The organism is Marisediminitalea lipolytica (genome assembly GCF_001758465.1).
Taxonomy (GTDB): domain Bacteria; phylum Pseudomonadota; class Gammaproteobacteria; order Enterobacterales; family Alteromonadaceae; genus Alteromonas; species Alteromonas lipolytica.
The window spans coordinates 1-15,901 of the sequence record NZ_MJIC01000014.1 but is presented as its reverse complement, the minus strand read 5'-3'; the positions used below and the strand labels follow the sequence as shown (position 1 = coordinate 15,901).

The window sequence follows — 15,901 nt, the reverse complement described above, 5'->3', positions numbered from 1 at the left end:
TGAGATGATAGACATCCGCATAAAAGCGATTTTTTTGAGTATTTATCGTTAATAAACATAAAGTTAAAAGGGGGTCTTTTTAGCTCAGGCAGTTTGCAAAAAGTCCCTTTTCAGCCCTTTTCGCTGGTTTTTCAAACACTCCTCCACACTCGCGTCATAGATTTGTCATTTTTGCTTTCTAGGGTAGCGACCAACACACACAACTTAAGAGAACACACATGAATCATCGTATTTCTGGTCTGGCGTTAGCGGTAAGTACCGTTTGCTGCTCTTTTGCAGCGGTTGCTGCTGATAATGCCGGCCTTATTGGTCAGCTAACCAATCAAGCACAGGATCGCGTATTCGCTGGTGCTAAAATTGTTATCACCGAACTTAACAAAGAAACCGAATCCCGCCGTGACGGCACCTTCCGCTTTAATAATTTACCCGCGGGCGATTACACCCTGGTTGTGTCTTATTTAGGGGCTGAACCGGTCACCCGTAAAATTACCCTTACTGAAGGCGAAAACATTACACCGGTTATTACCCTTGAAGGCGCGAATGAGTCTCTTGAGGAAGTGATGGTGCGTGGTCAGCGTGGCGGTCAGGCCAGCGCTATCAACCAGCAGCGCATGGCTGACAACATTAAATCGATTGTTTCTGCCGATGCGATTGGTCAGTTCCCGGATCAAAACGCCGCAGAATCATTGCAACGTCTGCCTGGCTTATCTATCGAGCGAGACCAGGGCGAAGGCCGCTTTGTTGGTATTCGCGGTATCGATCCTAACCTCAACAACGTCACTATTAACGGTCTTAACGTGCCTTCGCCTGAAGGTGGCGTCCGTTCGGTAGCGCTTGACGTCATTCCCTCTGAGCTGATCCAGACACTGGAAGTATCTAAGTCGGTCACCTCTGATATGGACGCCGATGCCATTGGTGGTTCAGTAGAAGTTAAATCGGTAAGCGCATTCGACCGTAAAGGCCAAACGGCCAGCCTGTCGGGCCAGCTCAGTCAGAATGAACTGCGTGATAAAACCAGTCCCAAGCTTTCCGGTACCTACACTAATCTGTGGAACGACACTTTTGGTGTGGCCGCAGCACTGTCTTACCTGAAACGTGACTTTGGCTCTGATAACATCGAGTCAAATGCCGATGACGAAATCGAACAGCGCCACTACACCATTACCCGTGAGCGTTTAGGTGCGGCGTTAAACCTGGATTACCGTCCGGACTATAACAATTCTTATTTCCTGCGCACCCTGTACAGCGAGTTTTCCGATGAAGAATACCGCCAGCGTAATACCTTCGTATTTGATGGTGAAGATTCTGAAGTTGAGCGTGAGTCGAAAGACCGTTACGAAGAACAGTCTATTTTAACCATTGCCGCCGGTGGTGAGCACATCATTGGTGAATGGACCCTGGATTATCAGTTAGGTTATGCCAAGTCTGACGAAGACGAGCCGGATGCACTTTACTACACCTTTATCACCGAAGATGACAGCATTGTTGGTGACATGGAGCGGGTTATCCCTACCATCACCTATGCTGACTCGGTTAATGACTTTAACAACTACGAAGTTGACGAAATCAGCTTTGAAGACAACTACACCAAAGACACTGAAAACAGCATTAAGGCTAACCTCAGCAAAACCTTCGCGAACGATCCGTACTTAAGCGAAATCAAAGCGGGTGTGAAATACCGTAGCCGTAAGAAAACCGTAGACAGCAACATCTACATTTATGACGGCGATTTTGATGACATGGACGCCAGCCAGTTTTCTGCGGGTGACGTGGACTGGGGCTTAGGCAATTTTGGACCGGGTCTTAACCGCGGTGCCATGCGCACTTATTTCAACCAGAACAGAGCCGGCCTTGAGCTGGCAGAGCTAGACTCTGAGCTGGAATCTAACGGTGCCTCTTATGAGTCCAACGAAGATATCTTTGCCGCTTACTTTATGGGCACGTTCGATATCAATGACGTCCACATTGTTGCCGGTGTGCGATACGAAAAAACCGACTTTGATACCAGCGGTATGCGTGTAGAACTGGTAGAAGACGAGCAAAACGATGTTGAAGAAGTGGTCAATACTGCCTGGCAGGCCGATCGCAGCTACGATCACTTCCTGCCCAGCGTTAACGTTAAGTACAACATTTCAGACAAACTGATTGTACGTGGTGCCTTTACCCAGACCATTTCGCGCCCGGGCTTTGAAGAATCAGCGGCGTTCCAGATCATCGAAAGCAAGACCGAAGAAGATGATGGCGTGTTTGTTACCGAGCGTGAAGCCGAAGTGGGTAACCCGCAGTTACTGCCTTATGAGTCTGATAACTATGATCTGTCGGTAGAATATTATCCAGGTCAGATTGGTGTGCTGTCTGCTGGCTTGTTCTACAAAAAGATTGATAACTTTGTGATTTATGCCGACATGGCCGGCACTGCTGGCTGGGAAGGCTATGACGAAGTCATTCAGCCGCGTAATGGTGAGTCTGCTGACCTGACTGGTCTGGAACTTTCCTGGGTTAAAGCCTTTGATAACGGCCTGCTGTTATCTGCTAACGGCACGTTCTCATCGTCAGATGCGACTACCCTGGTAGACGGTGAAGAGTACAAAACCAGCCTGCCAAATCAGTCTGATACCGTAGGTAACCTGACAGTAGGTTACGAAGATAACAGCTGGAGCTTACGTCTGGCCATGACCTACAAGAGCAAAAACCTCGAAGAAATCGACGGTGACATGCTGCGTATGGAAGACGCTCACCAGCAATTCGACTTTATGGGTAAATACTTCATCAACGACGATCTGACCGTGTATTTTAACGCCGTTAATATCAACAACGAGCCTTACTATCACTACTTTGACCGTCGTAGCCAAAACGCCCAGTACGAAGAGTACGGCCGTACTTTTGAAATTGGCTTTAACTGGCAGCTTTAATCACTCTGTAAAAAACAAGGCGGGCTGAGGCCCGCCTGCATGCTAAGGTTTTCAATGAAACTTACACACCTTGTTACGCTTACCGCATTGTTTTCTGCCGGACTTATGGCCGCAGAAGCGGCTAATCCCGTCAGCTATGATGAGCGTTATTACCAAACGAATACCATTACCTCTGCGGTGGATGACGCCGACAATGGCTACACTTTTCTGGTAGTGGGAGACTGGGGCCGCAACGGCCACTTTGCACAGCGCAGTGTAGCCAAATGGATGGACATTGCGTCTTACCAGTTTGACGCCGACATGATTATTTCTACCGGCGATAATTTTTACAGTAATGGTGTTGCCTCGGTTAACGATCCCTACTGGCAAACGTCTTACGAAGCTATTTATCAGGGACCACACTTATTTATCGACTGGTATGTAGTTCTGGGTAACCACGACTACCGCGGTAACTGGCAGGCACAAATTGACTATTCAAAGGTCAGTCGTCGCTGGAACATGCCGGCCCAGTATTTTGATAAATTAATTCCGCTGGAAGACGGTGGCTCGTTACACCTGGTGTTTTTAGATACCAATCCTCTGAACCCGGATTATCAGCACGAAGAAAAGTACGCCGAAACCCAGCGCCAGGATAGCCAGGCGCAACTGGCGTGGTTTGAAAAGACGCTGAAGCGTAATGAAAATGCCGACTGGACCATTGTTATTGGCCACCACCCACTGTACTCAAGCGGTAAGCGCTACGGTAAAACCGCAGCCGTACGCGGCATAATTGAACCACTGTTAGAAAAATACCAGGTAGACGCCTACATTGCTGGCCACGAGCATGATTTACAACACAATCAGCCCCAGGGGCGCAGTGTTGAGCACTTTGTTTCTGGCGGTGGCTCTGAAATCCGCCCGGTTGCTCAGCGTGAATTTACCGCATTTGCCAAATCCTCAGCAGGCTTTGCTGTGGTCAGAGTCAATCAGCAGCACACCACGTTAGAATTTATCGATGATCACGGTGACGTTATCTATCAGTATCAGTTAAACAAAGCCGGGAGCAACGCCCAATGAAAGCCCTGAAATTTACCCTGCCATTACTTACCAGTCTGGTGATGAGCGCCTGCTCTGTTAGCGAACCGGCAAAAGACATAGCTGAAACCTTTACACTCAGTCCGATTGCGGTGGCTGGCGAAAGTTTAAAACCGGTAGTCAGCGATCATTTGCAAGGCTATCTGGTAACCAGTGAGGCTACGGGGTTAATATGGCTGTCACCTGAGGGTCAGCAACTTTCCCGCCTGCCCGGTCACATAGCTCAGGCTGACTGGCGCCCCCTGCCAGGCTCGGACAGCACTATCATTGTTGCCGCTATTGATCAAAACACGTCGGCCCTGCACCTCGCCACCCTGAACACAACAAACGGTGAATTTACGTTACATGCCAGCATTGGGTCTGAGGTGGCTGATCGTGAAACCATTTGTCTGAGTCGTCAGGATGACGAGTTACACCTGTTTAGCTCTGACGCCCGTGGCATGATGTCACACTACCTGGTAACCAGCACGCCAGACTGGGCATTAACCCCAATACGACAGATGATGGTCGGGCCCAACCTATCGGCCTGTGCCGTTAGTGATGCCAGCAACACGCTACTTATCACTGAAGAAGAAACCGGTGTATGGCAATACAGCGGTGACGCCGAAGGCGAAAACACCCGCACTCTGGATTACTTTGCCTCAGGCCCGGAAATAGAATCTGTCGCCGCCCTGAAAGATGGACGCTACTTTGTGGTGGCCACCGATGAGCCTGCACTTTATGAACGCGGTAAACACAACTTTACCTGGCCGTTAACAACGCAGCGTGAACTTAAATCAGTCAGTGTGGCCAGTACACCAGAGCTGATTTATGTGGGCCTGTTTGATGAAGCATCAGGAGAGCTGCTAACCGGCCGGTTAAAAAATACAGCGCCCCTGATAGCGGAAAAGGAGCAGGTAACCACGCTAACCGCTGATATTCAAACCACGCCGGTAAATCGCTATGGTGACGCGGCTGATGATCCGGCCATCTGGATAAACAAAGCCAATCCTGAGGCAAGCCTGGTTCTGGGTACGGATAAAAAGTACGGTCTGAATGTGTATTCATTGCAGGGAGAGCTGTTGCAATCACTGCCTACCGGCAGGGTTAATAATGTAGATGTGCGCTATCAGGTTAGCACCCCAACGGGCAAAAAAGATCTGGCAGTGGCAAGTAACCGCTCTTCCCAGACCCTGTCAGTCTATGACATTGCCTCGTCAGGTGTAGTAACCCACGTAGCAGAGCTGCCAACCACTTTATCTGACGTTTACGGGTTGTGTAGCGGCGTTATTGATGGTGAGTTAGTTATTTTTGTTAATGATACCGATGGCCGCTATCAACAGTACGCCCTGGGGTATCAGGATAACCAGCCGGTAGCCAGTCTGATGACTGAATTTACCCTGCCCAGTCAGCCTGAAGGTTGCGTGGTAGATGACACTAATAAAATGGTGTACATGGGCGAAGAAGCCGTTGGTATCTGGCAGAAAGATTTATCCATGTTACTGAGTGAGCCTGGCCTGATTGCCCGCATTGGTAATGGCGTTGCTGCTGATATTGAAGGTATGGGAATTTACGAACTGGACGCCAGGCGTTATCTGGTGGCATCGAGCCAGGGCAATAGCCGTTTTGCCGTGTATGCACTCGATGATGGCAACCGCCTGTTAGGTACCTTTCGCATCGGAATTAATGCCGATGAACATATTGATGGTGTTTCTGAAACCGACGGTCTGGAAGTTACCAGCATGGCAATGGGCGAAAAGTTTCCCCAGGGCCTGATGGTGGTGCAGGATGGCCGAAATGTGATGCCATCCGCTCCGCAAAACTTTAAGCTGATTAACGGCAGCAAGCTGGCCGACTTTATTCGCCGTAAACGTTAAGCGCGGCTTTAGCTGACACCTCGCCGGCGGTATTTTTACCGTCGGCGCTACCAGCCCCTACCACTCCGCCTAATTCAATCCATTTCCCCTTAATAATCAGCCATTAACGATGATTCAGACTGCATCTCCATGCACCATTTTCACGCAATAGCTGGCTAAAAACGGAGCTATCAAACTTGCAGGATTGTGAAAATAGCAAATACTTAACGTAAATCGGTTTTGGGAGTGTTTTATGAGTTTAACAGTACTGGTGGCTGATGATTCCAAGCTTTCCAGGCGAAGTGTTATCCGCGCTTTACCGCCAGAGTTAGAAACTACCCTGTTTGAAGCGACTAACGGCAAAGAGGCCATTGATATTCTGGCACAATCCCCCGTGCAACTGGTATTACTGGATTTAACCATGCCTGAGGTAGATGGTGTGGGCGTACTTGAATACCTGTCAGAACAACCCTCATCACCGGACGTAATTGTTATTAGTGCAGATTTTCAGCCGGAAAAACAGCGAACAGTAATGTCTTTAGGTGCCAAACGCTTTTTGCGTAAACCGTTGGATAAAGAAGAACTGGCCATGACCTTATTCGAACTGGGTTATTTATGAACGACGTTATCGCCTTATCCGAAGACCAACGCGACGCGTTGCAGGAACTCATGAATATTTCTATGGGTCAGGCGGCCAATAGTCTGGCTCACCTGATCGAAACTAAAATTGGCATTTCCATTCCCAATATTACCGCCGTAACGCCTACCGGACTCTACGAATTAGTGAGTCATAATCAGCAGTCTTACTATACCAGGCAGTCATTTATGGGTGATATCCACGGTGAAGTGATGTCAATTCTGACCCAAAGTGGCCTGGAGGAAGTCGCTGAACTGCTGGAGTACGAACAGCCGCTTTCTGACAATGATATTAAGGAAACGATCCTGGAGTTGTCGAATATTCTGGCTGGTGCCTGCCTGGCCGGGTTATCCGAGCAACTCGAGCTGGCAACTAACCTGCAAATGCCAACCCTGTTTGCGCCGCAAAAAAGCGACTTCTCGCAATACGACTGGCAACACAGTTTAGTTATGGAAGTAAAGTTTGATATTCAGGTGTCATCTTTTACCATGCGGGTTGTGTTTTGCCTGGATGATGCTTCACTCACCAAACTGAAGTCGACAATTGACGAGTTGCTGGGTTAAGCATTCATGAACGAACCGCTGCTGGATAAACTCCCCGTAGGTATTTGTTTAGTTAATGAATCTTACGAAATCGTTTATCTGAACGCGTTTTTTCTTGATCGAATGCCATCAGATTTGCGGGAAGTGGCGTTGGGCAAGCCGCTGGCAGATGTTTTCCCCGAACAAATTAAATTTTTAAAGCGCCGCATCAAGTCGGTATTTGTGCTCAAACACCCCAGTTTTAGTTATTGGGAGCAGCGCCCGCATATTTTTCCGTTTAAAAGCAGCCGGCCTATCACGGGTGAAGAAACCCAGATGGTCCAGAATATGGAAATCGTGCCGCATAAAGACAGCGAAACTCAACAGCAATACGCCTGCATATTGATTCAGGATGTCACTGCCCAGGCCAGCTATTTTAAAGCACAAACTCAACTGGCAGAGCAGCTTAAAGAAGAACACGAAGCACAACGAAAACTTATCCGTAAGCTGGATCGAGCTCAGTCTCAACTGATTCAGGCTGAAAAAATGGCCTCCACCGGTCAGTTAGCCGCCGGTATTGCTCACGAAATTAATAACCCCATGGGATTTGTTACGGCCAATCTGAATACCCTTGAGCAATACGCGCAAAACCTGCTCGAAACCTGTGAAGCCACCAAAAAACTGTTTGCCAGTCACGCACCAGAAAGGTTAGAGGATCTCGAAGCACTGTTTGAGGCTACCCACGTGGAGCTTATTGAAGAAGATATGGGAGCGCTGCTGCAAGAGTCAAAAGATGGCCTCGACAGGGTTAGTGAAATTGTCTCAACCCTGCGTTCTTTTGCCGAAGAGCCTCAGCACGCCTGGAGCTACCTGAATCTGCAGGAAACCGCCAGCCAACTGGTACAACTAATTAGCACCCAGTTTAAAAAACCCAAATACAAAGTTTCGTGCCAGCCCGAACAGTTAAAGTGGTATTGCGAAACTGCCAGTTTTAAACAGGCATTAACTAACCTGATGATGAATGCCGCACAGTCTATTGAAGACAGTGGTTTAGTGATGCTGGATATTAAACAAACCCAGAGCGGCGTTGCAATCAAAATTGTAGACACGGGGTGCGGCATCAAAGAGACCAACTTAAAGCGCGTTTTTGAACCCTTTTTTACAACCCGGCCCGAAGGTAAAGGTCAGGGACTGGGGTTGTCTGTGGCGTATTCCGCCATCGAAAAACACAAAGGCAAGCTGGTTATTAACAGCCGCGAAGGAAAAGGCACGGTTATCGAAGTTCGTTTGCCCCGGTTACAGGAAGATGACGACACAACAGCAAATGAGTCTGCATCCACTGCGCCTTCTGAATCGTTATAACCATTATACGCTCACAATCAGAGAACATTATGGAACAGGAAACTTTACTGCCTTTACTGTGCTCCACCGCACAAGGAAATAAGCAGGACTTTGCGCAACTGTACAAACTGACAAGCGGCCAGGTGTATGCTGTAGTACTCAAACTACTGCAAAATACCGCGCTGGCCGAAGAAGCAACCCAGGATGCCTATATTAAAGTCTGGCATAACGCGGCCAGTTACCAGCGAGGTAAGGGTACCGTATTAACCTGGATTATCAGCATCGCCCGCTACCGGGCACTGGATTTAATGAGGCACAATAAAGTTCGTAAAGAATCCTCACTGGATGATCACCACTCTCCGCCCGCAGAGGACAGCGCTGCCATGGTAAGCGAACAGGGTCATCCCAGACTTAATGACTGTATGGATGAACTGGATAATCAGCAACGCCAGGCGATACATCTGGCTTACTTTAAAGGGCTTTCTCATCAGGAAGTTGTTGATCATTTGTCCTCTCCCCTTGGCACCATTAAAAGCTGGATTCGCCGTGGACTGCAAAGCTTACAAAGGTGTTTATCAGCATGAATTATAAAAACGAAACCTTACGTAACGCCTTAGCCGCAGAGTATGTGCTTGGTACCTTGCGAGGAGGAGCGCGCCGGCGTTATCAAAAACTGATGATGGAAAGCCAGCTCATCACAGAAACGACCTGGATGTGGGAGCAATACTTAAATGGTTTAGGTCAGCAAATCCCGCCCATCGAACCGCCGCCCAGGGTATGGCAAGCCATTGAAAAACAACTGGGCTTGGTGAAAAGCGATGTTAGCGACAATGTTACAGCGTTGCCGGCACCGCGGGAGCGACAGCCTTTCATTTGGCAAACTATTGCGGGACTGGCAACGGCGGCAGCAATTATTATTGCCGTAGTGCTGGCGCCTGTCGCACCGCCGAAAACCGCTCCTTTTACCAATATTGCGGTGGTGGCTGATGGGGAGGCTAAACCTTTATGGTTGATCGAAATCAGCAGCGACACCCTGCAAATAAAATCAACGTCTAATCTAACGGCTCGCACAGATAAGGATTTTGAACTCTGGATGGTGCCCGCCAATGGCGAAGCACCGATATCGCTGGGCTTATTACCAGAAGGCGGTCAGCTAACCGTGAGTCGTCCGGACTGGTTTAAACTTGCCACTATAGCCGCACTGGCAGTTAGCCTGGAGCCCAATGGTGGCTCACCAAATGGCTCGCCCACTGAGGTACTCTACATCGCCCCTATCAGTGCGGTATAAACCTGAAAGAATGGCCCTTATGGGCCATTCTTTCAGGTTTACTAAAACAAAATTTAAAGCACCTTTTATTTTATTAAACTTTTTGCATCCACTGCTGCATCTAACCCGTTTGGTTTATTACACCGGCAGTGGGGTAAGGCTCCTATAATGAACCTCTCTGCTGCCCATTGCTGAACTTAGACCTTTTAAACCGCAAGCCAGGGATGGCGACCTTTAAGGACAATAATATGAAATCTGTATTTCACATCAGTCTGACGCTAACAGCTTTACTGACCGCATCACTAATGACTTTTTTTGCACTTGCTTTGATTCAACTGGCAGAGGCCGTAACCCAAACGCCGCCGTCATCAGCAACAGCGGTGGAAGCTAAGGCTTTTAGCGTAAGTCAGAAGACCAAGACGATTCTTCAGCCCAGGGTTTTATAATAGTACATACCTTGCTCATCCAGTCTGCGGGCCAGGGCCCCCTGCTTGACCAGGTAATTAAGATGGGCAAGGCCTTCAGCCAGCGCAAAAAACAACACCTGACCGCTGAGTTCGCGCGTATACAACACAGGCAGGCAAGCGACCAGGGTTTTCTCTGTCATGCAGTGTTGAGTAAGTTTCTCAAGTAACTCCTGATGGTGTACAACAAGCTCATCACAGCGGCTGTGCAGCCCGGTGTAAGGCTGGTTATGAGCTGGCAATACCAGACAGTCTGCCGGAAACTGTTTTAACGCCTTAAGACTAGCGAAATACTCGGTTAATGGATTTGCTTCAGGCTCGCGACTGTAGACCCCAATATTGGGTGAGATATAAGGCAATATCTGATCGCCGCCGATCAGAAGATTATCCTTCGGATCAAACAAACACACGTGCTCCGGAGAATGACCGCCGTAAGTGTGGATTTGCCAGGTACGTGCGCCGATGGTCAGGGTGTTACCACTTTCAAGGCGTTGATAAGCCAACGGGATAGGCGATACCGACGCCTCATAGTTGGCGTGGTCCCTGACATAGCTGTTTGCTTGCTCTGCACTCAGGCCCGCCTGCACAAAGTAATCCGCCTCAACCGACGTATCGGCGCCCGGATTGGGTGAGAAATAGGCAATCGCACCGTAGTATTCTAATGCACTCATGTACAAGGGTACTTTATATTCCCGGCATAACCAGCCAATTAAACCACAGTGATCCGGGTGCATATGGGTGGCAATAACACCGGCCAGCGGTTTGTCGAAAGTGGCCAGGCAACGCTGCCAAATCGCCTTGCTTTTATCGCATTGTACGCCGGTATCAACAATGTACATCCCGTCGTCGCCTTCGAGTACATACAGGTTTATATGGTCCAGCACAAACGGCAGTGGCATGCGCAGCCAGAAAACCCCGTTAGCGACTTCGCAAACAGAGCCTGAGGCTGGTATCGGGTGGTGACTTGGCGTTATCATTAGCACTATTGAAAAATTAGTAAGGTCACCAATATATCATTGCGGACCAATAACTTCTGCCTAAGTACGCCAGACAGACGAGCCTGCGCTATAAAATGAACTCCCCTCAATCCGGCCACGGTATGGTACTGACAGCCCGAATGCTAACCAAGGGTTCGCATCAGCTTGTCGAGATTTGGCTGGCAACAGAAAACGGCCCGGTAAAGCTTTTGTCGACGCCGGAAAACGCCACTTGTTTTACCGGCCAGGCAGATGCCGCTCAGGTGGCCGCGATCAGTCGTAGCCATAATCTGCACACCTCGCTGACTCCACTGCCACTGACCACGTTTAGTCATCAGCCGGTTACGGTAATTAAATGCCAGCAGGATAAGCAATTGCATATTCTTAAACGCAGGTGCGAAGAACAGCAAATCACGCTGTACGAAGCCGATATAAAAACCCCTGACCGCTTTTTTATGGAGCGTTTTATTACCAGTGGTTTGCAATATCAGGGGCTGTCTGACAACGCGCTAGGCGCGATTGTAAATGCCCGCGTAAAACCGGCAAATTATCGCTGTAATCTTGCGGTATTTTCCTTTGATATTGAGTGCGATGAAAAAGGCCACCTATTCTCTATTGGCGTTGATTCTGCTGCCATAAAAGTGGTGCTGATGATTGGTGAGGCAACAGAAACCGAATCACTTCCCTTTGATATACAGTGGTGTACAGATGAAACCGATGTGCTGCGCAGGTTTATCCAACTGGTGCAGCACCATGATCCGGATGTACTGATTGGCTGGAACATAAAACAGTTCGATTTACCGGTACTGAATAATGCCGCCAGCCGATGCGGCGTGCCCCTTGCCCTCGGTCGTCAGCAGAGCGATGTTGAAATCAAACTGTTTGACGATAACCGTGCGCTGGTTGACGTACCAGGCCGTGCGGTTATTGACGGTATTGAAGGGTTAAAAACCATGACCTTTCAGTTTGACTCTTTTGCCCTGGATAACGTTGCCAGTGAGCTGCTGGGTAAAAATAAACTGATTGACGACCCGGATAAACTGGGTGCCATTAAACACCTTTTTAACCATGATAAAGTGGCGCTTGCCAGGTATAACTTTGAAGATTGCGTGCTGGTTAACGAGATAGCCAGCCACGTTAAGCTGATTGATTTTCTGATCCTGCGCAGTGAGTTAACCGGATTACGTTTAGGCCGCCCCGGTGGTTCCGTTGCCTCCTTTATCAATTTATATCTGCCCAAGCTGCACCGCGCGGGTTACATTTCGCCTAACCGCCCTGCCGATGGTGGACTTGCCAGTCCCGGCGGCTATGTAATGAGTTCTAAGCCGGGTCTGTACCGTAATGTACTGGTTCTGGACTTTAAAAGTCTGTACCCCTCTATCATTCGTACCTTCAAAATCGATCCTCTGGGATTGATTGAAGGCCTTAAATCGACGGAACAGGCGATTCCCGGTTTTAAAGGCGCGATGTTTGACCGCACCAAACATTTTTTGCCCGACATCATTACCAACCTGTGGCTACAGCGAGATGAAGCCAAACGGCAGCAGGACAAACCGCGCTCCCAGGCAATCAAAATTCTGATGAACTCTTTTTATGGTGTGTTAGGCAGTGGGGGTTGTCCGTTTTATGATCCGCGACTAGCCAGCTCTATTACCCTGCGCGGACATGAAATTATGCAGCAAACGGCGCAATGGATTAAACAATTGGGCTACGAGGTCATTTATGGCGATACTGACTCGACCTTTGTGCACATCACCAAGACGGTGGATTTAGCGGAAGCCCGTACTATCGGCAAAGCCTTAGAGCGGGAAATCAATACCCGATGGCAAGAGCGTATAAGGCAAGAATTTGATCTTGAATGCGAGTTAGAAATTGAATTTGAGACCCACTACGAGCGCTTTTTCATGCCAACGATTCGCGGTTCTGAAGCCGGCAGTAAAAAGCGTTATGCCGGTTTAATACGGCGGGATAACGAAACACAACTAGTGTTTAAAGGGCTTGAAAATGTAAGGTCAGACTGGACGCAACTGGCCAAGGATTTTCAGCAGGCGCTTTACGCCCGTATTTTTAATGATAAACCTGTCGAAGATTATGTGGCGGCGGTGATCGCAGGTATAAAAGCGGGTGAATTTGATGACAAGCTGGTTTATACCAAGCAACTGCGAAAGCCTTTAAAAGAATATACTAAAACCGCACCGCCCCATGTTAAAGCGGCGCGCCATGCCGATGACATGAATACCCAAGCCGGTAAGCCACTACGCTATCAACGACGCACTAAAATCCGCTATGTAATGACAACGGCCGGACCGCAGGTAGTGGAATATACCAGCCAGCCACTGGACTACGATCATTATATTGATAAACAAATCCGGCCGATAGCAGACAGTATATTGCCTGTTATCGGCCTGGACTTTGAGTCACTGGCGAGTCAGCAACTGGGGTTGTTTTAGACCAGCCTTAGGCTAACCGCATTGAACCTGTTTGCTCGTAACGTTCGTGCCAGCTTAACGCTTCACTAAGTAAGTGAGGCGTATGCATACCACGACCACTGGCACAGGCTCTTTCATGGTAATCAAGCAATTGCTCTTTAAAGTCTGGGTGGGCACAGTTATTAATCACTACCTTAGCGCGCTGGCGAGGAGATAAACCGCGCAAATCAGCAAGCCCCTGTTCGGTAACAATGACTTTAACATCATGCTCGGTATGATCGACATGTGACACCATGGGCACAATAGCGGAAATTGCGCCGTTTTTAGCAGTAGATGGCGTCATAAAAATAGATAAATAACCGTTCCGAGCAAAATCGCCAGAACCACCAATTCCATTCATCATGCGCGTCCCCATTATATGGGTAGAGTTTACGTTACCGTAAATATCCGCCTCTATCAGACCATTCATAGCGATAATGCCTAGGCGACGGGCGATTTCAGGATTGTTGCTGATATCCTGCTGGCGCAGAATTATTTTCTCGCGGTAGAAGTCGATATTCTCGTTGAGTTCTTTAAGCGCATCCGGGCTTAATGAAAATGCCGTAGCAGAAGCCACTGATAAGGTGCCACTTTTCAGCATTTGCAGCATGCCATCCTGAATCACTTCAGTGAAAGCCGTTAAATTTTTATAACCCCCTCTATCCAGACCACTCAGCACAGCATTGGGAATATTGCCCACCCCAGACTGTAAGGGCAGAAGATTTGCCGGTAGCCTGCCCCTTTTAATCTCGTGCTCAAAAAACTCCAGAATATTGGCAGCGATTTGTTCTGATACCGCATCAGGAGAGGAGAACGGACTGTTACGATCAGGCGCTGAAGTTTCTACTATCGCGACAATCTTTTCTTTTGGTATCTCCAGGTACTGACTACCTATGCGGTCTGCTGGTTCATTTAACAATATAGGCTTACGATGCGGCGGTAATGCAGTTCCGTAGTAGATATCATGCATGCCTTCGAGCTTAAGACTTTGCTGGCTGTTAACTTCCAGAATGACCTTATCTGCCTGCTCTACCCACGTTTTGTTATTCCCCACTGACGAAGACGGAATAATACGGCCATCTTCATGAATACCGGCGACTTCAATAACCGCAACATTAAGCTCACCTAAAAAACCAGACCAGGCGTATTGAGATACTTCAGAAAGATGAAGATCTATATAGTGCATTTGCCCGCTGTTAATTTGCTCGCGACAAATGGGATCAGACTGATACGGCAGGCGCAGGTTAATTTCATGAGCATCGGCCATAACACCGTCTAGTTCAGGTGCGGTAGACGCTCCAGTCCACAGATTAATCTTAAAGGTTTTCCGGAGATCCCGTTCCATCTGCGCTTTATTAACTAATGCGGCTGGTAAGGCTTTAGGATAACCCGCACCGGTAAAGCCACTCATACCCACGGTATCACCATCATGAATAAAGTCTGCTGCTTGATCAGCGGTCATAATCTTTTGTTGTAAATCGGGGCACAGAACTCTGGAATGAGAAAACATGAGAACTCCATAAGAAGAAAAAGAAAAAAACGCACCAGAGTGTGAAAAAGGTGCGTCGGGTTGCGGCGAGTGCGCTGCAAAAACTGACACTTTATAGACTTATACAAAAGTATATATAAGACCTAAGTGGTAGATAAGAGCGAATATGTAGAGGCTACGTTAAATACTGATTCTATTTGTTCCGACGATATAAAATAATTGTAACCCGCTCTATTAAGGTGCTGTTTTATATGTTTATTTTCGATATTTATAGTGCTTATTCATAGAATTGCAGATCAGATTAAAACTTATACTCAGATGCTGTATCAACGATAGCGACAGTGCACTTTTTGACTCTACGGTTGTGCGACGGAGATCCCGGATAAGCACTGTGTGCTTTCGGGGATGACGGCTCTTTCATTTCATAGCGCTGCGTACAATGCGCTTTTGAACTCTACGGTTGCACCATGGGGCTCCCCGATAAGCACCATGTGCTTTCGGGGATGACGGTTCTTTCTTTTCTTAGCGCTGCGTACAATGCGCTTCTGAACTCTACGGTTGCACCATGGGGCTCCCCGATAAGCACCATGTGCTTTCGGGGATGACGGTTCTTTCATTTCTTAGCGCTGCGTACAATGCGCTTTTGAACTCTACAGTTGCACCATGGGGCTCCCCGATAAGCACCATGTGCTTTCGGGGATGACGGTTCTTTCTTTTCTTAGTGCTGGGTGTAGTGCTCTTTTGAACCCTACGGTTGCACGATGGGGGTCCCGGATAAGCACGGTGTTCTTTCGGGGATGACGGTTCTTTTTCTTTTCTTAGCGCTGCGTACAATGCGCTTTTGAACTCTACGGTTGCACGATGGGGATCCCCGATAAGCACGGTGTGCTTTCGGGGATGACGGTTCTTTTTCTTT

General features: G+C 48.3%; 12 protein-coding genes. 10 read left to right on the top strand and 2 right to left on the bottom strand.

The genetic code is table 11. From position 1 onward, the window contains the following. Positions 1-218 precede the first annotated feature (218 nt). The 9 genes from BFC17_RS11140 (at position 219) to BFC17_RS11100 (ending at position 10,033) form a co-directional block, all read left to right on the top strand. Complete coding sequence (locus tag BFC17_RS11140) at positions 219-2,912, top strand: TonB-dependent receptor (protein WP_070176561.1); 2,694 nt, start codon at positions 219-221, stop codon at positions 2,910-2,912. 54 nt (positions 2,913-2,966) lie between these two features. Beyond that, the gene (locus BFC17_RS11135; protein ID WP_070176560.1) at positions 2,967-3,968 is read left to right on the top strand and encodes a metallophosphoesterase; all 1,002 of its coding nucleotides are present in this window, start codon (positions 2,967-2,969) and stop codon (positions 3,966-3,968) included. After that, entirely contained in the window at positions 3,965-5,842 is a 1,878-nt protein-coding gene (locus BFC17_RS11130; protein ID WP_070176559.1) for a phytase, read from the top strand. The genes BFC17_RS11135 and BFC17_RS11130 overlap by 4 nt, the downstream gene beginning before the upstream one ends. A gap of 232 nt (positions 5,843-6,074) precedes the next feature. Continuing rightward, the gene (locus BFC17_RS11125) at positions 6,075-6,440 is read left to right on the top strand and encodes a response regulator (RefSeq protein WP_070176558.1); all 366 of its coding nucleotides are present in this window, start codon (positions 6,075-6,077) and stop codon (positions 6,438-6,440) included. Continuing rightward, positions 6,437-7,021 (top strand): chemotaxis protein CheC, encoded by a 585-nt coding sequence (locus tag BFC17_RS11120; protein WP_070176557.1) that lies wholly within the window; start codon positions 6,437-6,439, stop codon positions 7,019-7,021. The genes BFC17_RS11125 and BFC17_RS11120 overlap by 4 nt, the downstream gene beginning before the upstream one ends. Positions 7,022-7,027: 6 nt before the next feature. Further along, entirely contained in the window at positions 7,028-8,341 is a 1,314-nt protein-coding gene (locus BFC17_RS11115; RefSeq protein ID WP_070176556.1) for a sensor histidine kinase, read from the top strand. 29 nt (positions 8,342-8,370) lie between these two features. Then, positions 8,371-8,904 carry a sigma-70 family RNA polymerase sigma factor gene (locus BFC17_RS11110; RefSeq protein WP_070176555.1) on the top strand — a complete coding sequence of 178 codons (534 nt, stop codon included), beginning with the start codon at positions 8,371-8,373 and terminating at the stop codon, positions 8,902-8,904. Next, positions 8,901-9,608, top strand: coding sequence for an anti-sigma factor (locus tag BFC17_RS11105; RefSeq protein ID WP_070176554.1), 708 nt, complete (start codon positions 8,901-8,903; stop codon positions 9,606-9,608). Before BFC17_RS11110 ends, BFC17_RS11105 begins: the two co-directional genes overlap by 4 nt. A 227-nt stretch (positions 9,609-9,835) precedes the next feature. Beyond that, the gene (locus tag BFC17_RS11100) at positions 9,836-10,033 is read left to right on the top strand and encodes a hypothetical protein (RefSeq protein ID WP_139142061.1); all 198 of its coding nucleotides are present in this window, start codon (positions 9,836-9,838) and stop codon (positions 10,031-10,033) included. Here BFC17_RS11100 and BFC17_RS11095 read toward each other — a convergent pair. Further along, positions 10,015-11,028 carry an MBL fold metallo-hydrolase gene (locus BFC17_RS11095; protein WP_070176552.1) on the bottom strand — a complete coding sequence of 338 codons (1,014 nt, stop codon included), beginning with the start codon at positions 11,026-11,028 and terminating at the stop codon, positions 10,015-10,017. The two genes, BFC17_RS11100 and BFC17_RS11095, sit on opposite strands and share 19 nt — an antisense overlap. 95 nt (positions 11,029-11,123) lie before the next feature. On the opposite strand from BFC17_RS11095, the gene BFC17_RS11090 reads away from it, so the two are divergent. Continuing rightward, positions 11,124-13,478, top strand: coding sequence for a DNA polymerase II (locus BFC17_RS11090; RefSeq protein ID WP_083271691.1), 2,355 nt, complete (start codon positions 11,124-11,126; stop codon positions 13,476-13,478). A gap of 7 nt (positions 13,479-13,485) precedes the next feature. Here BFC17_RS11090 and BFC17_RS11085 read toward each other — a convergent pair whose 3' ends face one another. Beyond that, the gene (locus tag BFC17_RS11085) at positions 13,486-15,006 is read right to left on the bottom strand and encodes a succinyl-CoA:acetate CoA-transferase ScpC (protein WP_070176550.1); all 1,521 of its coding nucleotides are present in this window, start codon (positions 15,004-15,006) and stop codon (positions 13,486-13,488) included. Between the last annotated feature and the right edge of the window lie 895 nt (positions 15,007-15,901).

Coding starts and splice junctions, on each gene's coding strand:
- BFC17_RS11110 (WP_070176555.1), top strand. CDS start 8,371: ATGGAACAGGAAACTTTACTGCCTTTACTGTGCTCCACCGCACAAGGA.
- BFC17_RS11090 (WP_083271691.1), top strand. CDS start 11,124: ATGAACTCCCCTCAATCCGGCCACGGTATGGTACTGACAGCCCGAATG.
- BFC17_RS11120 (WP_070176557.1), top strand. CDS start 6,437: ATGAACGACGTTATCGCCTTATCCGAAGACCAACGCGACGCGTTGCAG.
- BFC17_RS11095 (WP_070176552.1), bottom strand. CDS start 11,028: ATGATAACGCCAAGTCACCACCCGATACCAGCCTCAGGCTCTGTTTGC.
- BFC17_RS11130 (WP_070176559.1), top strand. CDS start 3,965: ATGAAAGCCCTGAAATTTACCCTGCCATTACTTACCAGTCTGGTGATG.
- BFC17_RS11085 (WP_070176550.1), bottom strand. CDS start 15,006: ATGTTTTCTCATTCCAGAGTTCTGTGCCCCGATTTACAACAAAAGATT.
- BFC17_RS11125 (WP_070176558.1), top strand. CDS start 6,075: ATGAGTTTAACAGTACTGGTGGCTGATGATTCCAAGCTTTCCAGGCGA.
- BFC17_RS11140 (WP_070176561.1), top strand. CDS start 219: ATGAATCATCGTATTTCTGGTCTGGCGTTAGCGGTAAGTACCGTTTGC.
- BFC17_RS11115 (WP_070176556.1), top strand. CDS start 7,028: ATGAACGAACCGCTGCTGGATAAACTCCCCGTAGGTATTTGTTTAGTT.
- BFC17_RS11105 (WP_070176554.1), top strand. CDS start 8,901: ATGAATTATAAAAACGAAACCTTACGTAACGCCTTAGCCGCAGAGTAT.
- BFC17_RS11100 (WP_139142061.1), top strand. CDS start 9,836: ATGAAATCTGTATTTCACATCAGTCTGACGCTAACAGCTTTACTGACC.
- BFC17_RS11135 (WP_070176560.1), top strand. CDS start 2,967: ATGAAACTTACACACCTTGTTACGCTTACCGCATTGTTTTCTGCCGGA.